Here is a 12,385-nt window from a genome sequence, read left to right as displayed (position 1 = left end):
ACGCTGCGCGGCCTCATTTGCGGCCCGCGCAATCCAGGAATGACATAGGGAGTGTGCCATGACCGACAAGAAGCATCTGACCACCGCCTCGGGCGCGCCGGTGCCGGACAACAGCAATACCTTGACCGCGGGCCCTCGCGGCCCGGCGTTGTTGCAGGACTTCTGGCTGATTGAGAAACTCGCCCACTTCGACCGCGAACGCATCCCCGAACGCGTCGTCCATGCCAAGGGTTCGGGCGCCTACGGCACCTTCACCGTCACGCATGACATCTCCCGCTACACCCGCGCCAGTATCTTTTCCCAGGTCGGCAAACAGACGCCGCTGTTCCTGCGCTTTTCCACCGTGGCCGGCGAACGCGGCGCGGCGGACGCCGAACGCGACGTGCGCGGCTTCGCCATCAAGTTCTATACCGATGAAGGCAACTGGGATCTGGTGGGCAACAACACGCCCGTCTTCTTCATCCGCGATCCGCTGAAGTTCCCCGACTTTATCCACACCCAGAAGCGCGACCCCAAGACCAACCTGCGCAACGCCACCGCCGCCTGGGACTTCTGGTCGCTCAGCCCCGAATCGCTGCACCAGGTCACCACCCTGATGAGCGACCGCGGCATTCCCGCCAATCTGCGCCAGCAGCATGGCTTCGGCTCGCACACCTTCAGCTTCGTCAACAGCAACGGCGAACGCTTCTATGTGAAGTTCCACTTCAAGTCGCAGCAGGGCATTGCCTGTCTGACCGACGAGGAAGCGGCGCAGGTGGTGGCGCACGACCGCGAAAGCTCGCAGCGCGATCTCTTCAACAATATCGAGCAGGGCAACTTCCCGAAGTGGACGCTGAAGGTGCAGATCATGCCCGAGGCCGAAGCCGAGACCTACCACATCAACCCGTTCGACCTGACCAAGGTCTGGCCGCACGGCGACTACCCGCTGATCGAAGTGGGCGTGCTGGAATTGAACAAGAACCCCGAGAATTACTTCGCGGAAGTCGAGCAGGCCGCGTTCACGCCGGCCAATGTGGTCCCCGGCATCGATTTCTCGCCGGACAAGATGCTGCAGGGCCGGCTGTTCTCCTACGGCGACACGCACCGCTACCGCCTGGGCATCAACCATCACCAGATTCCGGTGAATGCGCCGCGCTGCCCGTTCCACAGCTACCATCGCGACGGCGCCGGCCGTGTGGACGGCAATGCCGGCGGCACGCTGAACTACGAGCCCAACAGCGCGGGCGAGTGGAAGGAAACGCCGTCCGCGGGCGAACCGCCCCTGCCGCTGGACGGCCAGGCCGCCGCGCGCTGGAATCACCGGGTGGACGACGACTACTACTCGCAGCCGGGCGCCTTGTTCCGACTGATGACGCCGGCGCAGCAGGAACTGCTGTTCGGCAACATCGGACGGCACATGGCGGGCGTGCCCGAGGAAATCCAGCGCCGTCAGCTGGAGCACTTCCGGAAGGCCGATCCCGCCTACGCCGCAGGCGTCGCCCGCGCGCTGGGGCTGGATCTGTAACCGCCGGCAAGGCCTGAATGAATAAGGGGCGGTCCTATGCGGGACCGCCCCCTTTTTTTGCGGGCGACTGATTGCCATGCCCGCGCGCAGCCTCAGCGCTGCATCCCCCACCGCCTGACCGTCAAACGCTCCAAGGTGTCGAATCCCAGGTTTTCCACAAGCAGGCCGATGATCACCACGGCCGCCAGTCCGGCGAACACCCGGTCTGTGTATAACTCGTTGCGGTTCTGGAAGATGTACCAGCCCAGCCCGCCCTTGCCGCTGGACGCGCCAAACACCAGCTCGGCGGCGATCAGCGTGCGCCAGGCAAAAGCCCAGCCTATCCTCAGCCCCGCCAGGATCGCCGGCAAGGCCGCCGGCACCAGGATCTGCAAGACATAGCGCAGCCCCGTCAGCCCGTAGTTGCGCCCCGCCATGCGCAGGGTCTCCGATACCCCGAGGAAGCCCGCATAGGTGTTCAGCGCCAACGCCCACAGCACCGAATGGATCAGCACGAACACCAGGCTGCCTTCGCCCAGGCCGAACCACAGCAGCGCCAGCGGCAGCAGGGCGATCGCTGGCAGCGGGTTGAACATGGCGGTCAGGGTGGACAGCAGATCGCGCCCGAAGCGCGTCGACACCGCCAGCGTGGTCAACACGAAGGCGAGCGCGACCCCGGCCACATAGCCCTGCACCAGCACCCGCAGGGATTGTGCGGCGCGCGCCAGCAGTTCGCCGCTCGCGATACCCTCCACGAAGGCCTGGGCGGTCTGCCAGGCGCCGGGCAGCAAGAGGTCATTGTCGGTATAGCGCGCCGCCAGTTCCCACAAGCCGGCCAGCAGCGCCAGGATCACGAGCTTGCGCAGGCTGGCGTGCTGCCACAGGCGTTCGTGCCAGGGCAAGGGCGTCTCGGCGGCCTGCGCGGGCAAAGGCGGCAGATCGTATTCAACCTCGGGGCGGACCAGGGGCGGTCCGGCGTAAGTGCTGTTCATGCGTCTTCCTTCATGCCGCCGCGCGTTCGGCCTGCGCGGGCGAGGGCGCATCGAACAACAGGTCGTGGATACGCCTGGCGGCCGACTGGAAGGCCGCGGAACCCTGGCTGTGCAGGTCGAAGCCATGCGCATTCAGCTCGGCGCGCACGCGGCCGGGATGGGGCGACAGCAGCAGCACGCGGCTGCCCAGCACCAGGGCCTCTTCAATCGAATGCGTGACGAACAACAGCGTGAAGCGCACGTCCTCCCACAAGGCCATCAGTTCTTCCTGCATGCGCCGCCGCGTCAGCGCATCCAATGCCGCGAACGGCTCGTCCATCAGCAGCACGCGCGGCTGCATCGCCAGCGCGCGCGCAATGGCCACGCGCTGCTTCATGCCGCCCGAAAGCGTGTGGGGATAGGCATCGGCAAACGCGGACAGGCCTACCTTGTCCAGATAGTGCATGGCGCGTTCGTCGGCCTCGCGGCGATTCAGCTTGCGCGAGGCCACCAGCGGAAACGCAACGTTCTGGCGCAGGGTCTTCCAGGGCGGCAGCTGGTCGAATTCCTGGAACACCACGATGCGGTCCGGACCGGGTCCCTGCACCCGCTTCCCGTCGATGGCGATGCGTCCTTCGGTCGGCTCGATGAATCCGGCAACCGCCTTGAGCAGCGTCGACTTCCCGCAGCCGGACGGCCCCAGCAGGATGAAACGCTCGGCGCCATGCACATCGAAGCTCACCTGATGCGTGGCGCGCACGCGCCGTTCGCGCGTCTTGTATTCGATCGACACCTTATCCACAGCCAGCAAAGGCGTGGTCGTTTCAATCTTATCCACAGGGCCGGCGGCGATCAGTCCCATATCAGCTGCCTTGCGCCGTGGCCGGATCGTCAAAGAAGTAGTCGCGCCAGCTCGCCGGCGCGTTCTTGATCGCGCCTACCTTGTGCATGAATTCGGCCAGCGCGAACGTGTTCTGCGGTTCCAGCTTGAACTGCACATCGGGATTCTTGATCACCTTGACCAGGAAATCGCGATCCTGCTTGGCGCCCGTGACGCGCAGGTAGATGTCCGCGGCCTTTTCCGGATTGGCGGCGGCAAACGCCGCCGCTTCCTTCAGCGCTTCCTGGAAGGCCTTGTACGTCTTGGGATTTTCGCGGCGGTACTTCTCGGTGGCGAACAACACGGTGGACGAACTGGGGCCACCCAGCACGTCATAGGAATTGAGCACGATGCGAGCCTTCGGGTTCTCGGCCAGCTCCTGCTCCTGGAAAGGCGGATTGCCGAAATGCCCCGTGATCTCGGTGCCCCCCGCGATGATCGCGGCAGCCGCGTCGGGATGCGGAAGCGCGACGGAAATCTTGTCCAGCTTGTTGAACTGCGCATCGCCCCACAGCTTGGCCGAGGCCAGCTGCAGCACGCGCGATTGCACCGATACGCCTACTGCCGGCACCGCGATGCGGTCCTTGTCCGTGAAGTCCGCAATGGTCTTCACGTTCGGGTTGTTGGTGACCAGGTAATAGGGAAAATTGCCCAGCGACGCCACGCCCTTCACATTTTGCTTGCCGCGCGTGCGGTCCCAGATCGTCAGCAGCGGTCCGACGCCGGCCCCCGCGATATCCACAGCCCCCGACAGCAGCGCGTCGTTCACCGCCGAGCCGCCGGACAACTTGGCCCATTCGACCGAGATATCCACACCTTCGGCCTTGCCGTGCTTCTCGATGAGCTGCTGGTCGCGCGCCACGTTCAGCAGCAGATAGACAATGCCGTATTGCTCGGCGATGCGGATGCGCCCTTCGGCCATCGCGGGCGTGGGCGAGGCCAGCGCCAGCACCGCAAGAATCAGCGCCAGCCCGGCGCCGGTGGCGGTTTGGACCAGCCGGTCCCGTAGTGCAGAGGACAAACGCATGGCGTTCCTTGTGGATAAGTGATGGTGCGCCGCTGGGGCCCACATTTTCAGAAAGGCGTATCGCCTTCGATCGTCGTGCGGTACAGCTTGCGGCGCAGATGATCCGGCGTGCCGCCCGCCAGATGGATCAGCGAGCGGTTGTCCCAGAACACCAGGTCTTGCGGCTGCCAGCGATGGCGGTAGATGTGTTCGGGGCGGATGCTGTGCGCGAACAGCTCGCCCAGCAAGGCGCGGCTTTCGTCTTCCGGCAGGCCTTCGATGCGGGTGGTGAAGCCTTCGCTCACGAACAGCGCGCGGCGGCCGTTCTCCGGATGCGTGCGCACCACCGGATGCACCACCTCCTGCACCTGCGCGATCTGCTGCGCGCTCAGGTTCGGGCGCCAGTTGCCTTCCTTCTGCAGCTGCCCGTACTGGGCCAGGTAGGAATGCACGCCGCGCTTGCCCTCGATCGCATTGCGCAGGGCGGCGGGCAAAGTGTCGTAGGCCAGGTGCATGTTGGCGAACAAAGTGTCGCCGCCTTCCGATGGCAGCTCCTGCGCATGCAGCAGCGAGCCCAGGCTGGGCAATTCCTTGTACGAGATGTCCGAATGCCAATACTTGCCGGCATCGCCCAGGCCTATCGGCTTGCCGTCTTCCAGGATGTTGGAGACGATCAGGATCTCGGGGTGGCCGGCCAGATGGAACTGGTGCAGCACGTGGATCATCAGGCGTCCGAAGCGGCGGCTGAAATCGATGTGCTGCTGCGGCGTGATGCGCTGGTCGCGAAACACCAGCAGGTGATGGTCCAGATGCGCCTTGTGCACCCGCGCGAAGTCGGCGGGCGCCAGTTCGCGCGATAGGTAGAGGCCTGTGATCTCGGCGCCCACGGGACCGGGCAGGGGACGCACGTCAAAGGACTGCGCCTGGGGGGCGGGGGCGGCGTCTACTTCGCGCCGCAAGGCGTTGCTCTGGGACATCGATCGCTCCGGTTCGCCTTGCGGCATGTCTGGAACGGTCGATTATGGAAAACGCGCCTTGTATCTCAAACGAAGTTATCGGCGTTTGAACAAAGCTCCACGTCATATAGAACGAAGCCGCGGAGCAAGGCCCGCGGCTTCATGGGGAAACGCTTATAAGCAAATAGCGTATCGGTTCTTAGGCGGCCGGCATGAACGCTTCCACGAGCTTTACCCAGTAGGTGGCGCCCACCGGCAGCAGGGCGTCGTTGAAGTCGTAGTTCGGGTTGTGCAGCTGGCACGGGCCCATGCCGTGATAGCTCTCCATGCGATGGTCGCCGTCGCCATTGCCCAGGAACAGGTAAGAACCCGGAATCGCTTCCAGGAAGAAAGAGAAATCCTCGGCGCCCATGAAGGGCGGCATGTCGCGCAGCACGTTCTTGGCGCCGAACGCATCTTCGGCGACCTTGGCCGCAAAGGCCGTTTCCTTCTCCCAGTTCACCAGCGGCGGATAGGCGCGCACGAAGTCCAGTTCGCCCGTGCCGCCATAGACCTGCGGCAAGGTGGTGGCGATGCGCCGCATGTCCGCTTCGATCTTGTCCAGCGTCTCCACCGAGTACGTGCGCACCGTGCCGCGCAGCGCCGCTTCGCCCGGAATCACGTTGTAGGCATCGCCCGCGTGGATCTGCGTGATCGACAGCACCGCCTGCTCCAGCGGATTCTTGCTGCGCGAGATGACCGTCTGCAGGGCATGCACCATGTCGGCCGCCACGATGATCGGATCGACCGATGCATGCGGTTGCGCCGCATGGCCGCCCACGCCCTTGATCACGATGTCCCAGCGATTGCTGGACGCCATCGTCGGGCCCGCGCGGAATCCGAACTGGTTGACCGGCATGCCCGGCATGTTGTGGATGCCGAACACCGCGTCGCACGGGAACTTGTCGAACAGCCCGTCCTGCATCATGGCGCGCGCGCCGGCGTTGCCGCCTTCTTCGGCGGGCTGGAAGATGAACACCACGGTGCCGTCGAAGTTCCGGTGCGTGGACAGGTACTGCGCGGCGCCCAGCAGCATCGTCGTATGCCCGTCATGGCCGCAGCCGTGCATGCGTCCGCTGATCGTGGACTTGTGCGCGAAACGGTTGTGTTCGGGCATCGGCAGCGCATCCATGTCGGCGCGCAGGCCGATGGTCTTCTTGCCGCTGCCCGCGCGCAGAATTCCCACCACGCCGGTTTTCCCCAGCCCCGTGTGGACTTCCAGTCCCCAGCCGCGCAAACGCTCGGCCACCAGGGTGGAGGTGCGCGTTTCCTGGAACGCCAGTTCAGGGTGAGCGTGGATATCCCGGCGCAGTGCGGTGAGATCCCCGTGTACGCGTTCGATTTCGGCTATGGTTTTCATGGCTGTGGATAAGCAGGGTAAGTTGATGGGTGACGCATGCTTGAACGGCTTGCTCGTGCAGGAATTCTCGCGCTCTCCCCCGTCCCCCGTCCAGCCCTATTTCGGATCGGGGTCAGCCCGCGTCATTCAAATGGCATGCGCTGAATTGCCCCGGCGCGATCTCCCGCAAGAGGGGACGCTCCGTCTTGCAGCGCGGCATGGCGTGCGGACAGCGCGGGTGGAAGGCGCAGCCGGTCGGCGGATCCAGCGGCGAGGGCAGCTCGCCCTTGATCGGCTGATACGTGCGCCGCCCGGGTACCAGCGTAGGCAGTTCCTTCAGCAAGGCCTGGGTGTAGGGATGATTGGCCCGCTGGAACACGGTGTCGGTCGGCGCAAGCTCCACCACGCGGCCCAGATACATGATGGCCACGCGATCCGAAATGTGGCTGACCACGCTGAGGTTGTGGCTGATGAACAGATAGGTCAGGTCCAGGTCGGCGCGCAGCTGCTCGAACAGGTTGAGCACCTGCGCCTGGATCGACACGTCCAGCGCGGCGACGGCCTCGTCGCAGACAATTACCGACGGCTTGAGCGCCAAGGCCCGCGCAATGCCGATGCGCTGCCTCTGGCCGCCCGAGAATTGATGGGGATAACGCTGTGCAAAACTTGCATCCAGCCCCACCTGGCGCATCAGGCCCGCCACATACTCCGCCTTGTCCGCGGACCGGATCAGGCCGTGCGCCACGGGCGCCTCGCCAATGATCTCGCGCACGCGCATGCGCGGGTTCAGCGAGGCATACGGGTCCTGGAAGATCATCTGCACGCCCAGCTCATAGGCGCGCCGTTCCTGGCCGCTCATCGCGCGCACTGCCTTGCCCTGGTAGAACACCTCGCCCGCGGTCGGCGGCAGGATGCCCGACACGATGCGGCCCAGCGTGGATTTTCCACAGCCCGACTCGCCGACGATGCCGATCACCTCGCCGGGCTGCACTTCCAGGTCCACGCCGGCCACGGCATGCACCACCTGCGTCTTCAGGCCTGCGCCCAACAGGTTCGCGATGCGTCCGGCCAGGTCCACCGGCTGCACGAAGCGCAGTTCGACCCCGCGCAAGGCCAGGATGGGAGTCGTGGAGTCGCGTTCGGCTGCGCTCATTTGATGTCAGGGTCTCCGGCATGCCAGCAGCGCACCCATTGCGCCGGGCGGACTTCCACGGGCTGCGGCTCGACCAGACAGGCGTCCGTCGCGCGCGGACACCGGCCGCGAAATGCGCAGCCTTGCGGCAGGTTGAGCAGTGACGGCGTCATCCCCGGAATCGGCACCAGCGGCTTGCCGCGGGACTCCGGCGTCGGAATCGAAGCGATCAATCCGTGCGTGTAGGGATGCATGGGATGGCTGATGACCGCTTCCGTGCTGCCCGTTTCCACGACGCGGCCCGCGTACATGACCGACACGCGGTCCGCCAGGCCCGCCACGACCGCCAGGTCATGCGTGATCCAGATCAGCCCGGTGCCCGTCTCGCGGCAGAGCTTCTGCACTTCGAAGAGAATCTGGCCTTGTATCGTGACATCCAGCGCGGTGGTGGGCTCGTCGGCGATGATGAGGCGCGGCGAATTGAGCAGCGCGATCGCGATCGCCACGCGCTGCCGCATGCCGCCCGACAACTGGTGCGGATAAGCACGCAAGCGCTCCTGCGGCGACGGTATGCCCACCATCGTCAGCGTCTGCAGGGCACGCTGGCGCGCCTGTTCGCGCGATGCCTTGCCGTGCGCCTGGACCGCCTCGATCATCTGCGTATCCACGCGCAGCACGGGATTGAGCGTCATCATCGGATCCTGGAAGATCATGGCGATCTCCTGGCCCCGCAACTGCCGCCATCGCGCAGGCGTCGCCATGCGCAGGTCCTCGCCGTTCAGGAGCAGTTGGCCGTCGACGATGCGGCCGGGCTCGTCCAGCAGGCCCATCAGCGAAAAGCCGGTGATGCTCTTGCCCGATCCCGATTCGCCCACCAGCCCCAGGATCTCCCCCTCGGCCAGGGCGAGGTCCACGCCGTCGACCGCCTTCACCACGCCGTTGCGCGTGAAGAAATGCGTCTTCAGCCCATGCACCTCAAGAATGGGCGTGGGCGTTGCCAAGGACTTTTCCACCGCTTGAGTCAGCATCGCGCCTGTCCTCAATTCGCGTGGCGCGGGTTGAGCACATCGCGCAGATGGTCGCCCACCAGGTTGATGGCGATGATGGCCAGCGCCAGCGCAATGCCCGGAAAGAACGATATCCAGTACTGGCCGGACAGCAGGTACTCGAACCCGTTGTAGATCAGCATGCCGAGCGACGGCTCGGTTACCGGCACGCCCACGCCCAGGAAGGACAGCGTGGCTTCCAGCGCAATGGCGTGCGCCAGATCGATCGTGGCGATCACGATGAGCGGCGGCATACAGTTCGGCAGCACATGGCGAAACAGCACGCGCCCCCACGACAGCGACATGCAGCGCGCGGCCTCCACGTATTCCTTGCCGCGTTCCACCAGCGCCGCGCCGCGCGCCGCGCGCGCAAAGTAGGCCCACTGCGCGACGATAAGCGCGATGATCACCTTATCCACACCCTTGCCCAGGATCGCCAGCAGCATCAGCGCGACGAGAATGGCGGGAAACGACAGCTGGATATCCACAATCCGCATCAGCAAGGCATCGATGCGGCCGCCGAAATAGGCGGCGACCAGCCCCACGGTGGCGCCGATGCCGAAGGCCGCCAGCACCGACACGGTGGCCACCAGGAGACTCGTGCGCATGCCGTACAGAATGGCGGACAGCAGGTCGCGCGCCAGGCCATCGGTGCCCAGCAGGTGGCGCATGGAGCCGTCGCTGCTTTCGCTGCCTGGCTTGAGCTTGGAATCCATGATGTCCAGGCTGGCCAGGTCATACGGGTTCTGCGGCGCGATCCACGGCGCCAGCAGCGCGGCGCCCACGATGACGATCAGCATTGCCAGGCCCAGCGTGGCCAGCTTGCTGGCAAAGAAATCCGATACGAAGCGCCGCCAGGGCGACTGTTCCTTGACGGCGGGCGGCGGCGCGGCGGCGGTGGCGGGCGTGTTCATCGGCGGCTATCCAGGCGTACGCGTGGGTCCAGCACCGTATAGACGATGTCCACCACGAGGTTCAACATGACCAGGAAGAACACGATAAGCAGCAGATAGGCCACCACCACCGGACGGTCCAGGTTGATGATGGAGTCAATCAGCAGCTTGCCCATTCCCGGCCACGAAAACACGGTTTCGGTCACGACGGCAAACGCCATCACCTGTCCAAATTCCAGGCCCGCGACGGTCACCACGGGAATCAGGATGTTCTTCAGCAGATGCACCCCAAGCACACGCTTTTCCGACAGGCCCTTGGCGCGCGCGAACTTGATGTAGTCCATGGGCAGCGCCTCGCGCGTGGCCGCCCGCGTGACGCGGATGATCATGGCGCACTTGGCGAACGCGATGGTGACGGCCGGCAGGGCCAGGCTCAGCCAGCCATTGAACGTCAGCACGCTCAGCTGCAGCGAACCGATGCTGACCGTCTGCCCCCGCCCGCCCGCGGGCACCCAGCCCAGCATCACGGCGAACACCATGATGAGCATCAGGCCGACCCAGAAGTTGGGCAGCGAAAAGCCCAGCACGGAACCCGTCATGATCGCGCGCGATCCCACGGCCTTGGGTTTGAGGCCCGCCAGGATGCCCAGCGGCACGCCGATCAGCACCGACAGCAGCATGGCCACACAGGCGAGTTCTACGGTGGCCGGCATGCGCTCCAGGATCAGGTGCATGGCCGGCTCGCCGGTCAGGAAGCTGTTGCCGAAGTCTCCACGCACCGCCTGGCTCATGAAGATCAGGTACTGCCGCCACAAGGGCTGGTCCAGCCCCAGCGACGCGCTGATCGCGGCGCGCTGCGCTTCCGTTGCTTCCGGGCTGGCCAGCATGGATACCGGATCGCCCACCATGTAGATGCCCGCAAAGACCAGCGCCGACATGACGAGCATGACGACGATGGTCTGCAGGAGCCTTCTTACTATTGTGGCAAGCACGAGATACCGCCTGCTGTACGCGTTACTTCTTCAGCGTTGCGAACTGCGCAAGCGTGACCTGGTCGGGACGGCCCTGGTAACGGATGTCGTTCTTCATGGCCCATACCGAGAGCTCGAAATGCACGGGCAACATGGCGAAGTCGTCCATGGCGATGTTGCTGGCCTTGGCAAGCAATTCGGCGCGCTTGGCGTCATCCATGGTGGACGAGGCCTCCTTCACCAGTTCGTCCATCTTGGGATTGGAATAGCGGCTGCGGTTGGTGGTGCCCTGGCCGGCTTCCGGGTTGCGCGTCATGAGCAAGGACGTCAGCGCGTTGGACATTTCTCCGCTGGTCACCGACCAGCCCGCCAGATAGGCCGAGAACGCATAGCTGTCGCGGTTCTTGAAGAACACCGGGGGCGCCATCGCATCCACGCTGGTCTTCACGCCGATGCGCGTCCACATCGATGCGATCGCCTGCGACACCTTTGAATCGTTGACGTAGCGGCCCGACGGCGAACCCAGCGTGATCGAGAACCCGTTGGGGTAGCCGGCTTCCTTCAGCAGCGCCTTGGCCTTTTCCACGTCGGCCTTCGGCGCCTTCGAGTGCTCTTTGCTCGAACCGAACATGGGGTAGGGCAAGAGGTTGCCGGCAGGCAGCGCCACGCCGCCCATCACGCGCTCGACGAGGGCGTCTCGGTTGATGGCCAAGGACAGCGCCTCGCGCACGCGCTTGTCCTTCATCGGGTTCTTTTCGGTGCCCTGGATGCCGGGCGAGGGCTCGGCATACTGGTCCAGCGCCACATAGACCACGCGCACCGACGGCGTTTCCTCGACGTAGAGCTTTTTGTCGCCCTTGAGCTTGGGCAGGTCATCGGTCGGGGGATCTTCGATCATGTCGACGTCGCCGGCCAGCAAGGCGGCCACGCGCGCGGCAGCGTTGCTGATGGGACGGTAGACCACCCGATCCCACTCGGGTTTCTTGCCCCAGTAGTTGTCGTTGCGCGCCAGCACGAATTCCGCGCCGCGCTTCCACGACACGAACTTGTACGGGCCAGTGCCGATCAGGCCGTCGCCGCTGTTCAATTCCGTGGTGGTCTTGCCTTCGGCCGCGGGGCCGGACGCGGCCTTCTTGGACATGATGGGCAGCTGCGCCAGATTCACCAGCAGATTCGGCGCGACGTCCTTGGTCGTGATGCGCACAGTCATCGGATCGACCGCTTCGGTTTTCGCGACAGACCCCAGATACAGCGTGAACGGCGACGGGCTGTTGGGCACCTTCGGCACGCGGTCATAGGTAAAGACGACATCTTCCGCGGTGAACGGCGTGCCGTCCGAGAACTTCACGTTCGGACGCAGCTTGAACGTCCAGATCTTGCCGTCCACGGTCCACGATTCCGCCAGCGAAGGCTGTGGCTTGAGCTGCGCGTCGGTGGCAACCAGCGTGTCGAAGATGGTCTGGGAAATCTGCGTGTTTGGCGTCAGCGCGTGATATTGCGGATCCATCGAAGACGGCTCCGTCTTCAAGGCGATCACCAGATCGCGGGCCATGGCCGAGCTGAACGTGCCAAAGGCCAACATCACCGCGGCGGAGCCGCAGGCCAAGACACGCGAAAACCGAGATGCCATCGTGATCTCCCAGAGTTGTTTCGGGTTTTGAACCTCCGG

General features: G+C 64.8%; 11 protein-coding genes. 1 reads left to right on the top strand and 10 read right to left on the bottom strand.

Features of this window, described 5'->3' with window-relative positions:
* Positions 1-58 precede the first annotated feature (58 nt).
* Positions 59-1,504 (top strand): catalase, encoded by a 1,446-nt coding sequence (locus ACFWP0_RS02170; protein WP_377839354.1) that lies wholly within the window; start codon positions 59-61, stop codon positions 1,502-1,504.
* 92 nt (positions 1,505-1,596) lie between these two features.
* Here ACFWP0_RS02170 and ACFWP0_RS02165 read toward each other — a convergent pair whose 3' ends face one another.
* The 10 genes from ACFWP0_RS02165 to ACFWP0_RS02120 form a co-directional block, all read right to left on the bottom strand.
* Complete coding sequence (locus ACFWP0_RS02165; protein ID WP_377839353.1) at positions 1,597-2,475, bottom strand: ABC transporter permease; 879 nt, start codon at positions 2,473-2,475, stop codon at positions 1,597-1,599.
* Positions 2,476-2,485: 10 nt separating this feature from the next.
* Positions 2,486-3,316: an ABC transporter ATP-binding protein gene (locus ACFWP0_RS02160; RefSeq protein ID WP_377839351.1), complete on the bottom strand. Its 831-nt coding sequence runs from the start codon at positions 3,314-3,316 to the stop codon at positions 2,486-2,488.
* A 1-nt stretch (position 3,317) separates the two neighbouring features.
* Complete coding sequence (locus tag ACFWP0_RS02155) at positions 3,318-4,361, bottom strand: ABC transporter substrate-binding protein (protein ID WP_377839350.1); 1,044 nt, start codon at positions 4,359-4,361, stop codon at positions 3,318-3,320.
* 47 nt (positions 4,362-4,408) lie between these two features.
* The gene (locus ACFWP0_RS02150; RefSeq protein WP_377839349.1) at positions 4,409-5,317 is read right to left on the bottom strand and encodes a TauD/TfdA dioxygenase family protein; all 909 of its coding nucleotides are present in this window, start codon (positions 5,315-5,317) and stop codon (positions 4,409-4,411) included.
* A 178-nt stretch (positions 5,318-5,495) separates the two neighbouring features.
* The gene (locus ACFWP0_RS02145; RefSeq protein WP_377839348.1) at positions 5,496-6,695 is read right to left on the bottom strand and encodes a M20 aminoacylase family protein; all 1,200 of its coding nucleotides are present in this window, start codon (positions 6,693-6,695) and stop codon (positions 5,496-5,498) included.
* Between the two features lie 112 nt (positions 6,696-6,807).
* The gene (locus ACFWP0_RS02140; protein ID WP_377839347.1) at positions 6,808-7,827 is read right to left on the bottom strand and encodes an ABC transporter ATP-binding protein; all 1,020 of its coding nucleotides are present in this window, start codon (positions 7,825-7,827) and stop codon (positions 6,808-6,810) included.
* Positions 7,824-8,834, bottom strand: coding sequence for an ABC transporter ATP-binding protein (locus tag ACFWP0_RS02135; RefSeq protein ID WP_377839346.1), 1,011 nt, complete (start codon positions 8,832-8,834; stop codon positions 7,824-7,826). Before ACFWP0_RS02135 ends, ACFWP0_RS02140 begins: the two co-directional genes overlap by 4 nt.
* 11 nt (positions 8,835-8,845) lie before the next feature.
* The gene (locus ACFWP0_RS02130) at positions 8,846-9,766 is read right to left on the bottom strand and encodes an ABC transporter permease (protein ID WP_377839345.1); all 921 of its coding nucleotides are present in this window, start codon (positions 9,764-9,766) and stop codon (positions 8,846-8,848) included.
* Positions 9,763-10,737 carry an ABC transporter permease gene (locus ACFWP0_RS02125; protein WP_377839344.1) on the bottom strand — a complete coding sequence of 325 codons (975 nt, stop codon included), beginning with the start codon at positions 10,735-10,737 and terminating at the stop codon, positions 9,763-9,765. Before ACFWP0_RS02125 ends, ACFWP0_RS02130 begins: the two co-directional genes overlap by 4 nt.
* Before the next feature lie 22 nt (positions 10,738-10,759).
* A complete protein-coding gene (locus tag ACFWP0_RS02120; protein WP_377839342.1) occupies positions 10,760-12,346 on the bottom strand; it encodes an ABC transporter substrate-binding protein in 1,587 nt (528 codons plus the stop codon).
* Positions 12,347-12,385: the final 39 nt, after the last annotated feature.

The sequence above is a fragment of the Achromobacter sp. NPDC058515 genome, from assembly GCF_042721735.1.
Classification (GTDB): Bacteria; Pseudomonadota; Gammaproteobacteria; order Burkholderiales; family Burkholderiaceae_B; genus Achromobacter.
Note: the sequence above shows the minus strand (reverse complement) of the source record. Positions and strands in the feature narration are given on the sequence as shown.

Coding starts and splice junctions, on each gene's coding strand:
- ACFWP0_RS02170 (WP_377839354.1), top strand. CDS start 59: ATGACCGACAAGAAGCATCTGACCACCGCCTCGGGCGCGCCGGTGCCG.
- ACFWP0_RS02165 (WP_377839353.1), bottom strand. CDS start 2,475: ATGAACAGCACTTACGCCGGACCGCCCCTGGTCCGCCCCGAGGTTGAA.
- ACFWP0_RS02160 (WP_377839351.1), bottom strand. CDS start 3,316: ATGGGACTGATCGCCGCCGGCCCTGTGGATAAGATTGAAACGACCACG.
- ACFWP0_RS02155 (WP_377839350.1), bottom strand. CDS start 4,361: ATGCGTTTGTCCTCTGCACTACGGGACCGGCTGGTCCAAACCGCCACC.
- ACFWP0_RS02150 (WP_377839349.1), bottom strand. CDS start 5,317: ATGTCCCAGAGCAACGCCTTGCGGCGCGAAGTAGACGCCGCCCCCGCC.
- ACFWP0_RS02145 (WP_377839348.1), bottom strand. CDS start 6,695: ATGAAAACCATAGCCGAAATCGAACGCGTACACGGGGATCTCACCGCA.
- ACFWP0_RS02140 (WP_377839347.1), bottom strand. CDS start 7,827: ATGAGCGCAGCCGAACGCGACTCCACGACTCCCATCCTGGCCTTGCGC.
- ACFWP0_RS02135 (WP_377839346.1), bottom strand. CDS start 8,834: ATGCTGACTCAAGCGGTGGAAAAGTCCTTGGCAACGCCCACGCCCATT.
- ACFWP0_RS02130 (WP_377839345.1), bottom strand. CDS start 9,766: ATGAACACGCCCGCCACCGCCGCCGCGCCGCCGCCCGCCGTCAAGGAA.
- ACFWP0_RS02120 (WP_377839342.1), bottom strand. CDS start 12,346: ATGGCATCTCGGTTTTCGCGTGTCTTGGCCTGCGGCTCCGCCGCGGTG.